Source organism: Nocardia sp. CNS-044, from assembly GCF_059570515.1.
Genome location: NZ_JCANSX010000011.1, coordinates 439,957 through 456,544, shown reverse-complemented (window position 1 = coordinate 456,544; position 16,588 = coordinate 439,957). Strand labels below are relative to the sequence as shown.

17 protein-coding genes are annotated in these 16,588 nt (G+C 66.9%); 7 read left to right on the top strand and 10 right to left on the bottom strand.

Features of this window, described 5'->3' with window-relative positions:
* Positions 1–78: 78 nt before the first annotated feature.
* The 5 genes from T333_RS30300 to T333_RS30280 all read left to right on the top strand — a co-directional run bounded on the left by T333_RS30300 (position 79) and on the right by T333_RS30280 (position 6,100).
* On the top strand, positions 79–2,244 hold the full coding sequence (locus tag T333_RS30300) for a hypothetical protein (protein WP_496426620.1): 2,166 nt from the start codon (positions 79–81) through the stop codon (positions 2,242–2,244).
* 379 nt (positions 2,245–2,623) lie between these two features.
* A complete protein-coding gene (locus T333_RS30295) occupies positions 2,624–3,163 on the top strand; it encodes a hypothetical protein (protein ID WP_355001458.1) in 540 nt (179 codons plus the stop codon).
* Positions 3,164–3,418: 255 nt separating this feature from the next.
* On the top strand, positions 3,419–4,159 hold the full coding sequence (locus T333_RS30290; protein WP_496426619.1) for an NPCBM/NEW2 domain-containing protein: 741 nt from the start codon (positions 3,419–3,421) through the stop codon (positions 4,157–4,159).
* A gap of 247 nt (positions 4,160–4,406) precedes the next feature.
* On the top strand, positions 4,407–5,261 hold the full coding sequence (locus tag T333_RS30285) for a DUF1707 domain-containing protein (protein WP_496426618.1): 855 nt from the start codon (positions 4,407–4,409) through the stop codon (positions 5,259–5,261).
* Between the two features lie 128 nt (positions 5,262–5,389).
* The gene (locus T333_RS30280) at positions 5,390–6,100 is read left to right on the top strand and encodes an alpha/beta fold hydrolase (protein WP_496426617.1); all 711 of its coding nucleotides are present in this window, start codon (positions 5,390–5,392) and stop codon (positions 6,098–6,100) included.
* A 246-nt stretch (positions 6,101–6,346) separates the two neighbouring features.
* Here T333_RS30280 and T333_RS30275 read toward each other — a convergent pair whose 3' ends face one another.
* From T333_RS30275 to T333_RS30255, 5 genes are all read right to left on the bottom strand, one after another.
* A complete protein-coding gene (locus T333_RS30275) occupies positions 6,347–6,475 on the bottom strand; it encodes a hypothetical protein (protein WP_496426616.1) in 129 nt (42 codons plus the stop codon).
* Between the two features lie 119 nt (positions 6,476–6,594).
* A complete protein-coding gene (locus tag T333_RS30270) occupies positions 6,595–6,930 on the bottom strand; it encodes a YnfA family protein (RefSeq protein ID WP_355001455.1) in 336 nt (111 codons plus the stop codon).
* A 23-nt stretch (positions 6,931–6,953) separates the two neighbouring features.
* Entirely contained in the window at positions 6,954–7,238 is a 285-nt protein-coding gene (locus tag T333_RS30265; RefSeq protein WP_357247521.1) for a hypothetical protein, read from the bottom strand.
* A complete protein-coding gene (locus tag T333_RS30260; RefSeq protein WP_496426615.1) occupies positions 7,228–7,680 on the bottom strand; it encodes a MerR family transcriptional regulator in 453 nt (150 codons plus the stop codon). Before T333_RS30260 ends, T333_RS30265 begins: the two co-directional genes overlap by 11 nt.
* Positions 7,677–8,021, bottom strand: a complete 345-nt coding sequence (locus T333_RS30255) for a hypothetical protein (protein ID WP_355001452.1) — start codon at positions 8,019–8,021, stop codon at positions 7,677–7,679. Before T333_RS30255 ends, T333_RS30260 begins: the two co-directional genes overlap by 4 nt.
* A gap of 93 nt (positions 8,022–8,114) precedes the next feature.
* Here T333_RS30255 and T333_RS30250 point away from each other — a divergent pair, with 93 nt between their 5' ends.
* Both T333_RS30250 and T333_RS30245 read left to right on the top strand, forming a co-directional pair.
* Positions 8,115–8,450: an ArsR/SmtB family transcription factor gene (locus T333_RS30250; protein WP_355001451.1), complete on the top strand. Its 336-nt coding sequence runs from the start codon at positions 8,115–8,117 to the stop codon at positions 8,448–8,450.
* Complete coding sequence (locus T333_RS30245; RefSeq protein ID WP_496426643.1) at positions 8,447–9,175, top strand: cation efflux transmembrane domain-containing protein; 729 nt, start codon at positions 8,447–8,449, stop codon at positions 9,173–9,175. The genes T333_RS30250 and T333_RS30245 overlap by 4 nt, the downstream gene beginning before the upstream one ends.
* Before the next feature lie 93 nt (positions 9,176–9,268).
* Here T333_RS30245 and T333_RS30240 read toward each other — a convergent pair whose 3' ends face one another.
* The 5 genes from T333_RS30240 to T333_RS30220 all read right to left on the bottom strand — a co-directional run bounded on the left by T333_RS30240 (position 9,269) and on the right by T333_RS30220 (position 16,345).
* Entirely contained in the window at positions 9,269–10,642 is a 1,374-nt protein-coding gene (locus T333_RS30240) for a glucose-6-phosphate dehydrogenase (protein WP_355001449.1), read from the bottom strand.
* Entirely contained in the window at positions 10,639–12,465 is a 1,827-nt protein-coding gene (locus T333_RS30235; RefSeq protein ID WP_496426614.1) for a glycoside hydrolase family 15 protein, read from the bottom strand. The genes T333_RS30240 and T333_RS30235 overlap by 4 nt, the downstream gene beginning before the upstream one ends.
* 44 nt (positions 12,466–12,509) lie before the next feature.
* Positions 12,510–13,547 carry an NAD(P)-dependent alcohol dehydrogenase gene (locus T333_RS30230; RefSeq protein ID WP_355001447.1) on the bottom strand — a complete coding sequence of 346 codons (1,038 nt, stop codon included), beginning with the start codon at positions 13,545–13,547 and terminating at the stop codon, positions 12,510–12,512.
* Positions 13,548–13,802: 255 nt separating this feature from the next.
* Positions 13,803–15,428, bottom strand: coding sequence for an ABC transporter permease (locus T333_RS30225; protein ID WP_496426613.1), 1,626 nt, complete (start codon positions 15,426–15,428; stop codon positions 13,803–13,805).
* The gene (locus T333_RS30220; RefSeq protein WP_496426612.1) at positions 15,425–16,345 is read right to left on the bottom strand and encodes an ABC transporter ATP-binding protein; all 921 of its coding nucleotides are present in this window, start codon (positions 16,343–16,345) and stop codon (positions 15,425–15,427) included. Before T333_RS30220 ends, T333_RS30225 begins: the two co-directional genes overlap by 4 nt.
* Positions 16,346–16,588 lie beyond the last annotated feature (243 nt).

Sequence of the window (16,588 nt, the reverse complement as noted above, 5' to 3'; positions counted from 1 at the left end):
AGAGCGCACCCGGAGATGAAGCCGTTCATCGACGAGTTGAGCGCTGCCGCCCTACGCGCTGAAAAGAAGCACGGGCGCGTGAGTCGCGCGCGAATGGCGGAGCAGCTCAATCTATCTCCCGGCAGTGTCTACGCCTACCTGAACGGCACGACACTGCCGCAGACCGAGATATTCGACAGGTTGCTCCAGAAGTTGCATATTTCCGGCAGCGATGCCAAGCGGCTGATCGACCTGCGTGACGCGATCGACATCGCGCGTCGAGGCGAGCACGTGCGTGCCGAGGCGCCGATGCGGGAAGTGCCGCAGCATCCCGACCTGCCGCGCGACATCGCGGTCCTGCACGGCCGAGAGCGCGAACTCGACCGGGTGATCGCGATATCGGGTGATCGAGACGGCGGTGCGGTCTGTGTACTGTCGGGTCTCGGCGGTGTCGGTAAGACCGCTCTCGCGGTTCGCGCGGCCCGTGTTCTGCTTCCCCGGTTCCCCGACGGCTGCCTGTTCGTGGACCTGCACGGTTACGCCGCCGCGCCGGTCGTGGCGCCCGAGGTAGCCGCGGGCGCGCTCCTGCGGCAGATGGGCGTCGCTCCCGAGTCCGTTCCCGCCCCGCCGGATTCACGGCTGGCACTGTTGCGTGACAAGCTCTGTGCGGGAAGCTATCTCGTGGTGCTCGACAATGTCCTGGATTCCGCCCATGTCGCGCCGCTGCTGCCCGCCGCGGGTGCGTCCGCGATACTCGTCACGAGTCGCAGCACGCTCAACGGCCTCGACGATGTCGACCGAGTACAGATCGCGCGACTGGCGGATTCGGATTCGGAGGCTCTGCTGGATCGCCTGACGAGCGGGCTTCCGGTCGAGCGTGCACCGAATCCCGAACAGCGCGCGGCGATCGCGAGGCAGTGCCATGGTCTGCCCGTCGCCGTCAGGATCGCCTCGGCGATCCTGCGCAGCGAGATGTGGCCAACGGCTCCGGCCGGAAGCGGCGAGACCAGAGTCGATCTGGAGATGCTGCACGACGGCGATCGTGATGTCGAGACGCTGTTCGAATACTCCGTGGGCCGCCTGCCACCCGATTCCGCGCAGGCATTCACGCTGCTCGGCCTGCACCCGGGACCGAGTTTCGACATCGAGAGCGCGGCGGCACTCGTGGGCATCGAACCCCCGGCCATGTGGCGACACCTGCGCACGCTGGTCGAGGTGAGTCTGCTCGAAGCATCCGCGCCGGGACGGTACCGATTCCACGACCTGTTGCGCGCCTTCGCGCAACGCCGCGCCGCCGCCCGCTGCGACGCGGTGACCTCGACCGAGGCCATCACCCGCCTCGTCGACCACTACACCGTGTTCGCCGATGCCGCGGACCGGGTCCTGACACCGTATCGGCACCGCTTGAAGATGGCGCCGCGCTCGCCTCGCATCCCCGAAACGGCATCGACTTACCCGGAGGCCGTGCGGGCGATGACCACCGAGCGTGACAATCTGGCCGCCGCGGCGCGCGTAGCCTTCGAGCACGGCCTCGACGAACAATGCTGGCAGATCGCCTTCGCGGTGCGGGGATTCGCGTTCATCATCAACGACATCGAGCTGTGGACCGAGACCCATCGCCTGGCCGCGGCGGCCGCGGTGCGGACGGACAACCAGTATGCGGAGGCCGTCACCTGCAACAATCTCGGTCTCGCCCTCATGACCACCGGTGACCACACGGCGGCCGCGGTGCTGTACGAGCGGGCCCGGGCATTGTTCGTGCGTCTCGGTGACCGACACGGCGAACACACCGCGCTCGCCCACCAGGCGTGGGTGCACGTGCACCGGCGGAAGTTCGAAGAGGCGCTGAGACTTAGTATCCGCGCACTCGAATTCGTCGACATACACGGCGCTCCCCGCAACAAGGCCATCCTGCTGCGCGACACCGCGCTCATCGAGGTGAGTCTCGGCAAGTGCCTCGACGCCGTGCCGCGACTCCTGGAGGCGTTGGAGATGTTCAGGACATTCAATCTCTTCGTCGACGAGGCCATGACCTTGAACGTGCTCGGCGACGCCTATCTGGTCCTGGACGATCTCGTAGACGCGCGCGAAGCCTTCGACCGCGCCACCGTCCTCGGGCACGCGGCGGGCAGTCTCGTCGAGCAGGCTCGTGGCCACGATGGGCTCGGGAAGGTTGCTGCCGCCCGGGGGAATGGACAGTCGCACAACAACACTGGCGTACCGCGATCGTCATGTTCACCCAGGTGCGCGACACCGCCCGCGTGACGGAGATCGCGGCTCGAGCAGACGCCGTCGAGTCTCGCGACGATCGCGGATGCGATGCCACGCCGACGGCTACCGCGCATCCGCAAGGCTCGTTCGATCGAGGGTAGGGAATTCGGCGATCTCATCGGCGGCACGCGCTGGAATTGTCTGTAATCGTCTGAACGACAGCGGCATCCGAAAACGGCCACAGCAGAAATATCCTGGATCCGTTCTTCGCGACGGCGCAACCCGGGTCGAGCTCGCCTCGCTCCACCACATCGGTGTCGGCGCCCGTGGAGCCTCGAGTATTGCTGTACGACAGGGAGAGTCAGCGCATGCCGGTAGTCTCGTTCGTTCGAAGTGACGGGCAGAGCCCAGTTCGCCGAACCCGCGGGGTCGTGTGAGCACGGTTGCCGCGCTCATCACGGCCGTGACGACCGTCGCGGTCGCCGGCCTCGCCTACTTGCTGAACCAGCGCGGCCAGATCGCGCAAGAGCGCAGGCAGGCGCGACTACGCAGGGTGAGCAGGCAGATTCGTGAGCTCTACGGGCCGCTGCACGTGATGGTCGATATCAACGAGCAAATATGGGAGAAATTGCGCGAATCACATCTACCAGCCTCGGCCCGCCGCCGTCCGGATCTCGCCACCGACAGTTGGCGGCGGTGGCGTGACCACGCCTTGATGCCGGTGAACAGGGCGATGCGCGATCTGATCGTCGAACACGCCGATCTCGTACCGGAATACGAAGTGCCCGAACCGCTGCTCAATTTCTGTTCGCACGTCGCGGCCGTCGAGGTGCAACTGGCGGCCGAATCCGACAGCGTGTACGTGCATCCCCTGGTGCCGCATCCCGGCGCGGCATACGTGCAGTATGTGCGCGACACTTTCGGACGGCTCAAAGCCGAACAACAGAAGTTGGGTTGGACGTTGGACCAATAATCGGTCCGCGGTCCAGCGACCGTAGCGCATCCCGCTTGCCGTGGATACTTCGAGCATGCAGTGAAACAAAGCCGACCGCTCGGATTCTCATTGCACGAGCGGCATTCGGACGTGAGGTCCGACGTCCCGGACAATTCGCCTTTCGGTTGCGAATCGACGAATACTCGCGTATCGATTGAGCCCGAAACTGCGACGTCGGCACTACTGCCGCGACTGGGGACCACTACCGCCATTCGATCAGGACTGGAGCCTGCCTTGGATTTCACCAAAGAGAAGCGATCGCGGTGGCTGGCCGCAACAACGGTGCTGGCCTTGGCGGTCGTCGCTCTGTCGAATGCCGACGGCGCGCTGTCGTTCCTGGAACGGCTCGCATCGGATGCCTCGGCGTCACCATCGGCGACTCCGGCGGACAAGGAGGCGCTGCTCCCCGGAACTTCGCCCGCAACCACCACTTCCGTCGCACCTTCGACGAGTGCCACTTCTTCGGCGCCGAAGACATCGGTGCCGAGTTCGGCGGGTGTGCCCAGTGCGGGCGCGACGAACTCCGATGGCCCGACGCCCTCGGACGGCTGGTACGAGCTCACCGCGTACCAGTCCGTGGCCTGGAACAACGGATTCGACCCGGTCGATCCGGTTCGCATCGGTTCGGCGAGCTTCCCGAGCAGTATCGTCGGTTACTACCCATCCAGTTCGTCCGACCCCATGAACCGCGCGACCTGGATGGTCGGCGGCAAATGTGATCGCTTCTCGGTGTGGATCGGCAAGGATGCCGAGTCCGCGTCTTCCGCCGGTGTGGGTCGCTTCGTGGTCAAGGCTGACGATCGCGAGGTCTTCGCCGACGAGATGTCCATGACGGATGCCGCCCGGGAGGTCGACATCGATCTCTCCGGTGTGGTGCGGCTGACGTTGTTCGACACGAGAAAATCTCAGGACGCCAAGAATGCGTGGGGACGACCCCGGGTGCACTGCACGGCGCCGCCCGGACGTAGACGGTGAGGGGGCGGAGAGCCTGCCCGCATCGGCGGCATCACATCGACCGAATCCCGTTCGAGCGCATCAGCTCCGCCTGATCCAGGCGCACCTTCTCCGCATACGAAAAAGGCGATTCAGGTCATAACTTCGTTCGAACAACTAAATGGGCCGAGTCGGGTTCACGGAATTCCTTGTGTCCCAATTGGTTCGAAAGCCGCACTGTTGCAGCAAATTTCCAACACAAGTGTGCGGATGCACTACACTGCCGACAATGGAAGAGAATATGGCTCCACGGATAGGCACGGTCGAAAGGGATCGCGCCCTGGCGCTTCTCAACGAACATCAGGCGGCTGGTCGTATTGATTACCGAGAATTCGATCTGAGGTCGCAGAAGATCGCCAGTGCGGTCACCCAAGCGGATCTGGATATCGTTTTCGCGGATCTACCCGCGCCTGCGAGTGCTCGACGCAACCCCTGGTTGCTTGCGGCTGCCGCGCTGGGGATTGTCTGCGTCGTGCTGATCGGCGCGGTCGTGGTGCTGGTCACGCAGCAGTCGCCTACCCCGGCGGGACGAGCGGCGGCGCCCGCTACCGCGGTCGCACCGAGCCCGAGTGTCGCGACCTCGGCCGCCGGCCTGCCGAGTGCACCCCAATCCGGCACGGCCACCTCGGTTTCGAAGACGGCGACCACTCCCACATCCGGCGCCCTGTCGGATGTGAGCACCGACGCTGTGCAGTATTTGATGGACTTCAAGACATTGTCCGGCGGCAAGTATTCGGATCTGGATACCGGGCCGAGCAAGGTGTCGGGAACTTCCTACAGTCGGTCGGTCATGCTCGATCCCTATTACAAGGAGCTGGCTTTCGTCGAATACGACCTCGGCCGCAAGTTCACTCGGCTCGACGGAGTGATAGGCGTGCGCGACGACTCGACACCCAGTGATATCGCCATGCAGTTCCAGATCTACGCCGACGGGACGCTCCTCACCGACGTCACTGTGAAACTCGGCGCCACGGTTCCGATCCATCTCGAATTCGACAAGCCATTGCGGCTGCGTCTGCAAGTGACCGATATCAGCGGAGGTGATTGCGTCGGGGTATTCGGGGATCTCCGCGCGACACGGTAGACGAGCCGCGGGACCGGAAGGCTTGTCCTGATCGGAGGCATTTACGGCCGGAGGAGAGGGGCGCCGTGGGCGTGGGCGGCCGAAACTGAATGCGGCACAGCAACACGTCGCATCAGAGAGGACTCGCCTTGCCCACACCGACCATCGTTCTCGTCCACGGCGCCTTCGCCGACTCGTCGAGCTGGAACGGAGTCGCCGAAAGACTGCGCGCCGCAGGCACATCGGTGATCGCGGCCGCAAACCCCTTGCGTGGCCTCGACAGCGACGCGGCGTACATCGCCTCCGTCCTCGACTCGATCGAAGGCGACTGTGTTGTGGTAGGCCATTCCTACGGAGGCAGCGTCATCACCGTGGCCGCCGCGGGCAAACCGAACGTCACCGCCCTGGTCTACATCGCGGCCTTCATCCCCGACATCGGCGAGAGCGCCCTGGAACTCACCGACAAGTTCCCCGGCTCCACTCTCGGTCCGACCACCCGCTCGGCTACCTACCCACTGCCCGACGGCTCGACCGGCACCGAGCTCTACATCCGCCAGGATGCCTTCCACACCCAGTTCGCCGCCGACACGCCCGCCGCCACCGGCGAACTGATGGGCATCACCCAGCGCCCCGTCGCGCTCGCCGCTCTGCAGGAAGGCGCGTCGGCCACCGCGTGGCGCGAACTGCCGAGCTACGCGTTGCTCACAACCGAGGACAAGAACATCCCGATCGAGGCGCAGCGGAACATGGCCGAACGGGCGAACGCGATCACGGTCGAGGTCACCGCCTCACATGCCGTCGCGGTCTCGCGTCCGGCGGACGTGGCCGAACTCGTCCTGCGAGCCACAGCTCGGCACTGACCTCCGTTCGCAGAGGCCGGGCCGCACGCTGAGCGACCGCTTCCGCTGCGTCTGCTGCGCAAGGCAGAAGATCGCCAGCGTGACGGCATCGGCCAACCGAGCCGTGCGTCTGAAGGCCAACCACGGCACCGCCGGGGGAGGCCGCCGCCAAGTGCAACGGCATAAGCGGCGGGATGGGGGAGCACTCAGCGAGTTTTTCGCTCCGGCGCCCGGGTATCGCAGGGGCATGTCCGAACGATTCGATGATCAATCGATGCCTGCCGACCACGGTCGAGACGACGTCTCACCCTCCGACGCGCCGACCACGCGGAGGGTGCCCGCACCCCACCTCGCCATCACGATCTTGCTGGTCATCGCGGTAGTGCTCGTGCTCATCTGGTTGACGTAGAGGTGCGACCCCACACCACGATCCGCGCGGCGTCGACACGAGCGGTGGCCGAGGAGGAGGGGCTGGCGTCATCGCGGCAAGAGCTGGGTTTCGGGAAGAAGTGGGGTCAGACGACGCGAGGCGCGTACATGATGACGGCGACTCCGATCAGGCAGATGGCGGCGCCGATCACGTCCCAGCGGTCGGGGCGGAACCCGTCCAGCGCCATGCCCCACAGCAGGGATCCTGCGACGAACACCCCGCCGTACGCGGCGAGGATGCGCCCGAAGTTGGCGTCGGGTTGCAGGGTGGCGACGAAGCCGTAGACGCCCAAGGCGATGACGCCCGCGCCGATCCAGGCCCATCCGCGGTGCTCGCGTACGCCTTGCCAGACCAGCCATGCGCCGCCGATCTCGGCGACGGCGGCCAGGGCGAACAGCAGTATCGAGCGCAGCACGGTCATGGGCAGAGCCTAAATGCCCGAATTCAGGCGGCCGTGGTCGTGGTGCAGCCGCAGCCTGATCTCGCATCGCCTGTTCTGCCGCAGCCGGTGCGGCGGCTGCGCAGCCGCGACCAGAGCAATCCGGCGACACCCATACCGATGAGCGCGAAGCCGAGCGGTTGCAGCCACGACAGGCTGACCAACAATGTGCCGCTGCCGACGACACCGGCCGCGATGAGCAGCGGGACCACGCAGCAGCCCAGGCACAGCAGGGCGCCCGCGCCGATCGGTGCCCACCAGCGACGACGCTTCGTTGTCTCAGCAACCACAGCGGCCTCCCACGCGGGTCGTGCGATGACCGACTTTCGTATCGAAAGGCACCGGGCAGCACGGTGATTCGCTGCACGCGAGCAGATCGTCGCATCCGGCGGCCAGCGCCGCGCGCAGGGTGTCGCGCACGGCGGTGAGTTCGGCGAGCTTGGCGTCGACCTCGGCCAGCTTCGCCGCGGCCCGGGCCTGTAGCCCGGCATCGGCTCGGCCGCGCCCGAACTGGGTCGCGTCGAGCAGGACCGCGACCTCGTCGAGCGTGAAGCCGAGCCGCTGGGCCGCCTTGATCACTCGCAGCACCGTGACGGACTGCTCCGGATACAGGCGGTGCCCGCCGAGGGTGCGCTCGGGCTCGGCGAGCAGGCCGCGGCGTTCGTAGTAGCGCAGCGTCTCGGTGTTCACCCCGGCCGCGGCGGCGAGTTCGCTGGTGCGCAACGCGGTCACCGCGCTCCGCCGATCGCGGTGACCGCGCGGGCGGCGAAGGCGTCGAGCACGTCGAGGTAGGTGTCGGGAACGCCGACGCCCATCACGAGACCGGCTTCGGTGGTGTCGAAGTCGAAGGTGAAGAACGAGCAGCAACTCGACTCCCGCGCCGCCAGATCACGGGCGGCCGGTTCGGCGGCCGGATCCAGCACTAGTTCGAGCCGGGCCGGGCTCGGTCGGCGGGCGGTGTGCACGGATTCGGCGAAGAAACGGTCGAATTCGGCGATCCGGATCGGCTGTTCCGCGGTGGGAAGGGTGCATGCGTCCGGCACCCAGCCCTCGCTTCCAGGAGAAATCGTCATGTTCCGACGGTAAGCCTGGACCCCGGTACAGGATGCAACCCCGAATCACGATCCAATATTTTCTGAATACAGATTCTGATGTACTGTTGCGCTATGGAGACTCTGCCGGCGCTGCACACCGACGCTCTCGCCCGGTTCGGGCATGCGCTGTCGGATCCGACCCGCACCCAGATCCTGCTGAACCTGCGCCTCGAGCCGGGATATCCGTCGGAGCTGGCCGAGCGGATCGGTGTCACCCGCCAGATCCTGTCCAACCATCTCGCGTGCCTGCGCGGGTGCGGGCTGGTGGTCGCGGTCCCCGAAGGCCGCCGCAGCCGCTACGAACTGGCCGACACCCGCATCGCGGCCGCCCTCGACGACCTGCTCGGCCTGGTGCTGGCCGTCGACCCGGCCTGCTGCCCGGACGCCGTCACCGAAGGTTGCTGCTGATGGCCTCCCTCGGGATGCCCTCGTTCGAGGTCTCGGTCGGTCCGAGCCCGGATCGCAAGGCGGTGCTGGCGCGGCGGATCCGGTGGTTCGTCGCCGCGACCATTTCCTACAACGTCATCGAGGCGGTCATCGCGCTCACCGAGGGCGCGCGGGTGTCCTCGACCGCACTGATCGGGTTCGGCCTCGATTCGGTGATCGAAGTGTCCTCGGCCGCGGCGGTGGCCTGGCAGTTCGCCGGCCGAGACCCGGAGAGACGAGAGAAGCTCGCGCTGCGGATCATCGCGTTCTCCTTCTTCGCCCTCGCCGCCTACGTCACCGTCGAGTCGGTCCGCGGCCTGCTCGGTATCGGCGACGCGCGGCACTCGCCGATCGGGATCACCCTGGCCGCGGTCAGCCTGGTCGTCATGCCGGTGCTGTCGTGGGCGCAGCGCCGGGCCGGGCGCGAACTCGGATCCGCCTCCGCGGTAGCCGATTCCAAGCAAACCCTGCTGTGCACATACCTCTCGGCGGTCCTGCTGATCGGACTGCTGCTCAACAGCCTCTTCGGCTGGTCCTGGGCCGACCCGATCGCCGCGCTCGTCATCGCCGCGATCGCGGTGAAGGAAGGCCGCAACGCCTGGAAGGGCGACACCTGTTGCGCCACACCGACCGCACTGCTCGGCACCGCGGGGACGAGCGAGCACGCCTGCGACTGCTGCGACGACTCCAGCGGAAGGGACCGCTGAGACCCGGCCTCCCCGCCGCCCAGTCGACCCAACGCTGTCATCGCTGGACGAGAGAGTGATTCTCTGACAAGAGCTTTCCGCCTTCTGATGTGGTCATCGGCCATTGCCGACCCCACTCGGGACGATCGAACCCGCGGGGTAGTGGTCGAGTGGCACGAGGTCGCGCGACCAGGCGGAAATGATCGGAGTGACCACCCGCCATGCCTGTTCGGCTTCGTCACCGCGGATGGACAGGACCGGGTTTCCGGTCAGGACGTCCAACAGGAGCCGTCCGTAGGCGGGAAGTTCCGGTGGTTGAATCGGCGCCGTCATGGTGAGCGGGACCAGGGTGCCCACGGTGGCTCCCACGACCGTGAGAGCGAGGGTGAGGCTTTCGGGGTCGAGCGTGAAACGCAGGATGTTCGGCGATGTCGATTCATCGTGACCGAAGGGCACGTGGGGTACGGGACGAAAGTGGACCGCGACTTCCTTGCGGTCCGCGCCGAGAGCTTTGCCGGTGCGCAGTACGAAGGTCGTTCCCGACCATCGCCAATTGTCGAGTGCCAGTTCGATTTCGGCGAAAGTCTCGGTGCCCCGTCGCGGGTCGACGCCGGGCTCGTCGGTGTAGGAGGGGACGCTGCGATCGCCGATCGTGCCTGCGCTGTAGCGGGCTCGCCGCGTGCGGTGCGGTATGTCGTCGTCGGTGAGGGGACGTATCGACCGCAGCACGTCGACCTTGCGGTCGCGCAGATCACGCTCGGACAGCGTGATCGGTGGTTCCATGGCCACCAGGCACAGCAATTGCAGGAGATGGTTCTGCACCATGTCCTCGAGCGCCCCGACGTTGTCGTAGTACCCGGCCCTGCCCTCGACGGTGAGCGTCTCATCCCAGGTGATCTCGACTTTGGCGATATGGGCGCTGTTCCACAGGGATTCGAGCACGCGATTGGCCAGCCTGCTGCCGAGCAGGTTCTGCACGGTCGTCATGGCGAGGAAGTGGTCCACCCGGAACACAGCCTGTTCCGGCACCAGGTCCGACAGCAGCTGGTTCAGTGTCTCGGCACTGGCGAGGTCGACGCCGAACGGCTTCTCGAGCACGATCCGGCTGCCGTCGGGCAGGTTCGTGTCGTGCAACGTCCGAATCGCCGTGGGGAACAGTCCGGGAGCCAGCGCCAGGTAGACAGCCACCGGACCGTCACCGGCGATCGCTTCGGCCACCTCGAGCGGGTTCTGGATGTCGGCTCGCCGGTATCGCGCGGCGGCTGTGACCGCTCGTCTGGCATCGCCTGCCGTCTTCGCGGCGTGCTGGTCGAGTTGGTCGGCAGCCCATGCCCGGAATTGCTTGTCGTCCCAATCTTTCAGATCGACGCAGACGAGTTGGCAACTCGTGTCGAGCTTTCCGGTCTCGTGCAGTGCGGCCAGTCCCGGCAGGAGATAGCGTCCGGTCAGATCGCCTGTGCCGCCGAAGATGACAAGTCGTTGGATCATCGTCGGTCCGCCTTCGCGCGTGCGAGATTCACGCCACTGGCGATGACGCCGATGTGGCTGAACGCCTGAGGGAAGTTGCCCATGAACGCACCGGTCGTTGGGTCGATCTGTTCGGAGAACAGACCCAGTGTGCTGGCGCGGTCGCACAGTGAGTCGTAGAGCTGCTCGGCTTCCTCGATACGGCCTTGCATGGTCAGGTTGTCGACCAGCCAGAAGCTGCACAAGACGAAGGCGCCCTCGTCGCCCGGCAGGCCGTCGGGTGCTTCGTCGTGCCGGTATCGATACAGCAATCCGTTTCCGGCGCCGAGGCGATCGGCCACGGCCGCGGTTGTCGCCACCATGCGGGGATGATCGGCGGGGACGACATGCCGTAGTGGCAGCGCCAGCAGGCTGGCATCGAGGGCGCCGCCTCCGTCGAGATGTGCGCTGAGCGTTTGCGCGCGATCGTCCCACGAGCGTTTCAGGATGGATTCGCGGATCTGAGCGGCGGTGGCGCGCCACGTGCCGACGGGCCCGGGCAGAAAGAAGCGTTCGCCGATCGAGGCGGCTCGGTCCAGCGCGACCTCGCACAGTGCGGCGCTGTAGGTGAACGCGCGGCCTGGGCTGCGCACTTCCCAGATGCCTTGATCCGGTTCCTCCCATGAACGACCGGCCGCATCCGCCAGTCGCGCCAGGCTGGCCCACAGGACTTGCTGTATCTCCCCGCCGGAGCGCAGCCACTGGTCGGCGCAGTCGAGAATCTCGCCGTAGACGTCGTGCTGGCGTTGGTCGGCTGCGCCGTTGCCCCAGCGGACGGGAGCCGAGCGCCGGTAGCCTTCCAGATCCGCGGCCTCGGTCTCGTCGGGCACGGGGTCGCCGTCGATGTCGTACATGATGCGCGGCCCGTTGCTGCGTTCGAACGCGTCGAGAACCCATCCGAGGAACGCGTCGGCCTCGCCGTCGAAACCGATGCGGCGCAAGGCATACACGGCATAGGACGCGTCGCGAATCCACACATAACGGTAGTCCCAGTTGCGGATGCCACCGATCGGTGCGGGGAGCGAGGAGGTGGGTGCGGCGACGACGGACCCGTTGACCCAGTGGTCGCACAGTTTGAGGGTGATCGCGGCACGCCGGACCAGAGGTTCGCGCGGGCCGTCGTAGCTGCACCCCGTCAACCAGTATCGCCAGGCGCTTGCGGTGTCGTGCAGCATCGACGAGGCGTCGAGACGGTGGTGGCGGTGGAATCGTCCCCAGGACAACACCAGGTCCAGCCGTTCTCCCTGTTCCAGGTCGTAGCTGCCGTGCAGGCCGGTCAGCGGCAGGTTGCCGCGCAGATGCAGCCGTAGGCCCGGTTGTGACTTCGCGCGGATCTCGAGACCGCTGAACACCGGTCTTACCTCGCCACCGCCGCGGGGTGAGACGTCCACGTTCAAACGGACGTGTCCGTCGATGACCACCGCGGAGCGCACGAGTTCGGCGCGGTTGGCCGGAGCGTCGTCGCGCAGGTCGGCGCCGGAGCGCAGCACCATCGCATCGGTCAACCGGACGACCCCGGTCGCACAGCGCATCTCGGTTTCCAGTACGCCGGTGTCGGGTTGATACCGCTGTCGGCCTTCGAGCAAGTTCGCCGGTGCGACGGTGAACGAGCCGCCACGTGCGTGATCGAGCAGTCCGCAGAACAGCGGTTCGGCGTCGAACCGGGGAATGCACAGCCAGGGGATCGTGCCGTCCACACCGGCGAGGGCGGCGGTCGCGCCGTCTCCGATCAGTCCGTAGTCCTCGAGCGGGAGATAGCCGTCTCGATGACGAATCGGTCTGAATGGTGGATCGGGATCGTGCATCTCGGCTCTTTCCCGGAAGAAGGCAAGCGAAGTGGCGGCGGTCCTCAGCCGAAACGAATCAGCACCTTCACGACATCGTCGAGCTTCTTGTCCGAAACCTCGAACGCCTGCTCCATGTCGTCGAAAGCGAACTCGTGTGTCGTCATCGGCGTCGGATCGACCTGGCGAGACTCCAGGATGCGCAGCAGACGCTCCATACGGAGCCGCCCGCCCGGACACAGTCCGGTCGCGATCGTCTTGTCCGCCATGCCGACCCCCCACTCCACCCGGGGGATTCGGACGAATTCTCCGTCGCCGAAATATCCGACGTTGGATATCGTTCCGCCCGGCTTGGTGATCTTCACCGCTGTCTGAAACGTGGTATCCGCGCCGAGCGCTTCGATCGCGGTGTCGACGCCCTCGCCGCCGGTCAGTTCGAGGACGCGCTCGACAACATCCTCGCTCGTGAAGTCGATGATCTCACCGGCGCCGTATCGGCGTGCCAACGCTTGACGTGCCGGTACCGACTCCACACCGATGACCAGACCGGCACCCCGCAATTTCGCTCCCGCCGTTGCCATCAGGCCCACCGGACCCTGAGCCAAGACTGCCACGGTGCCGCCGATCGGAATGTTGCCCTTCTCGGCGCCCATGAATCCGGTCGACAGCATGTCGGCGCAATACACCGCCCATTCGTCCGGAATACCGTCCGGGATGACGGCGAGGTTCGCATCGGCATCGTTGACGTGAAAGTACTCGGCGAAAACGCCATCTTTGGAGTTGGCGAACTTGAAACCGCCGAGCGGTCCACCCGATTGCGACGGAAACCCGTTCTGCGCGGCCGCATCACCCCAATCCGGGGTGATCGCACCTGACAGGACGCGGTCGTTGGCGCGGATGCGCCGCACCTCGCTGCCGACTGCGTGCACGACTCCCACGGCCTCGTGACCCAAGGTCAGGTTCTCCCGTGGACCGATACCACCCTGGACGGTATGCGAGTCGGAGGTGCAAATGAGGGCTGTGGTCGTCCGCACGACCGCGTCGAATGGGCCGGGCTCGGGGACGGGTTTCTCGGCGAACCCCACCGACCCGATCTGCTTCATGACGAACGCCTTCATCGTCCTGCCTCTCCCTAACGCTTAGGTTGTAGAAACGGCATGCGACGGCGAATCTTCGCAAATTTAGCAGCTTTGCACCGGGTCACCAACGATTGTTATCACCACGCGATCTCCGCTACCGCAGTCACCGCCCGTGCACGAAACCCGGATCGAATGACGTCGAGACCGGCACCCACGGCTCGGGGCGGAAGGCTCCTTTCGCCGCCCGTCACGAATGGCGGCAAGCGGTGACAGAGGAGTTCAACCTCTCAGGTCGCGGCGGGTGTAGCCGTACAGTCCGATCGTCACGGCCACGACCGAGATGGCGGCGAGGGTGAGGCTCGCTGTCCAGTCGGGTGCGGTGTCCGGTACGGCGGCGAGGTGCGCGAAGGGGGAGATTTCGCGGACCCAGCCGGGCGCACCGATGCTCTGGGCGACGACGTCGAGGAGGAACCCGCCGACGACGGGCACGGCGCCGATCGGACCGACGGCCTCGGGGAACCAGCCCAGTGCCAGTGCCGCGGCGCCGAGCGCGAGCACAGCGACCGGGGCGGCGTTCGCGGCGCCTGCGATGGCCTCGGGCAGGCTCAGCGGCGCACCGGTCAGTACCGCACCGACCCACATCGCGACCGCCGCGGTGAGCAACAGTACTGCGAGACCGCCTGCGGTGACGATGATTTCGGTTCCCGCCGACCGGTAGCGGGGCAGCGGAAGGGCGTGTAGGGCGGTCCAGCGGCGCGCCTTCTCGTCGGCAGCCATGGTGGTGATGCGGGTGGCGGCGTAGAGCCCGGCCGGGATGGAGAGCAGGGCGAACATCGCGGCGGCGAACCCGGTGGCCGAATCGAGGCCACCGAACCCGGCCGTCGCGGCGAGTTCGGCGAAACGCGGGTTCTCGGCGAAGAATTCGAGGATCGAGGAGATCAATGCGCCGATGAGCAGGAAATAGGCGGCGATCCCCACGCCCCAACCTGTGGTGGGTGCGAGGGCGCGCCGAACGGCGAAGCTGAGCACCGAGCCGAGCAGTCGGGTGCGGGCGGGCCTGGTGTCGGACAGGGTGACCAGGGCGCCGCCGAGATCGCGCCACCGGGCGGCGACGATCGCCGCCGTAGCGGGCGCGATGGCGAGTACCGCCAGGACATACAGCGGTTCGATTCGGTTGTGGGCGTACGGGGCAACGCGGGCGGCGAGCCCGAAGGGGGTGAGCCAGGCGGTCCACGCGAGCGCGGGGACACCGTCGGCGAGCATCCGCAGCAGCAGGCTCGCCCCGAGGACTGCCGAGGCGAGCCCTGAAGCCGCCGCCCGCGTCGGCAGCAGTTGCGCGGCCAGCAGCCCGACGCCGGCGAAGGTCACCGTCGATCCGAATACGCACAGTGCGTGCAGCAGCGCTCCGGTGGGGTCCGTACCGGTCACGACCAGACCGGCTCCGACTCCCGTCGCGATCACCGCGGCGGCCAGACACAATGTGCTTGCGCAGCGCACGACCAGGTCCATCGGGCGTAGCCTGCCGCCGAGCAGCAGGTCCCAGTGCCCGGCGTCCTCCTCGCCGCGAGTCAGGCGTGTGGCGGCCAACAGGGCCCACATACCGCACAGCACCAGCACCGGGGTACCGGTGCGCCAGACGGTGAACCCGCCGGGATCGTCGAGGGCGAGCGGGGCTCCGAACAAGATTCGCACAGCGGGGTTTTCGGCCAGTGCGCGCAGCGCGCCGGCGTCGATGCTGTCGGCGAAGGTCGTGCGGTACTGAGCCGCGACGAGAGCCGACAGGCCGGTGGCTGTGAGCGCCACGATCGCCGCTGCGCGCCGCGCCTGACGGCGGGTGAGCCGGGCCGCCGCCCGACCGGGCGCGGAAAGCCGCACCGGCTGTGGCCGGACCGTCGTGGCGGTCATCGCCGCGCCTGCCCGTAGTAGTCGAGGAAGATCTCCTCGAGGGTGGGCTCCCGAGACGACAGCGCCGTCACTTGCGCTGCGGCGAGCGTGCGCAGCGCGGGCGCGGGCGGCCCGGACAGGGTGAACCGCATGCGGCCATCATCGAGCACCTCGACGGCCTCGACACCGTCCACCTGGTCCAGCGCCGGCGCCGCGCCCTGGTAGGCGACCTCGACGATGGTGCGGTGCAGTCGGCGCAGCTCGGCCAGTGTCGCGATCTCCACCAGTCGCCCGGCGCGCAGGATCGCGACCCTGTCGCACAGCGCCTCGACCTCGCCGAGCTGGTGCGAACTCAGGAAAACCGTCTGCCCGCGCTCGCGTGCTTCGGCGACACACCGACGGAACTCGCGCTCCATCAGCGGGTCCAGCCCGCTCGTCGGCTCGTCGAGAACGAGCAGCGAAGCTCGGGAGGCGAAAGCGGCGACCAGAGCGACCTTCTGCCTGTTGCCGGTGGAGTAGGCCTTGCCGGGCTTGTCGACATCGAGGTCGAGGCGGTCGATCAGCTCGGCGCGGTAGGACAGGTCGATGCCAGGGCCGACGCGGGCGAGTAGCTCGAGCGCCTCGGCACCGGTCAGAGACGGCCACAACGCCACATCGGCGGGCACGTAGGCGAGGTGGCGGTGCGCGCGCCGCACATCACCGGCCTCCGCACCGAACACTCGTACGGTGCCCGCGGTGGGTCGGATGAGGCCGAGAATCAGCCGGATAGTGGTCGACTTGCCCGCTCCGTTGGGTCCGAGGAAGCCGAACACCTCACCTGGCCCGACGGTCAGGGTCAGATCATCGACCGCGATGGTGCGGCCGAAGCGCTTGGACAGATGCTCGATCGAAATGGCCGCGCGCGTATCGACGCGTGCGGGCAACGCCGCTGTGGACATGGAAGCCCTTTCGAGGTCGGCGGATACGACACGCCGACCAGACTTCCCGGCTCACCTGAGTAAAAGGTACTCCGCTGCCGCGGTCGTGGCGGGTTTTCGACGATCGGTGCGCGCAGCGATCCGGCGTCCACACCACCGTTGCCGGGGCATCGCCGAGGCGCTGAATCTCCGGAATGCGCCACGAGCCGCTCGATTGCCCGGCACAATTTCGATGGACTGCCCCGTATCAGGTCGAACGGCTCG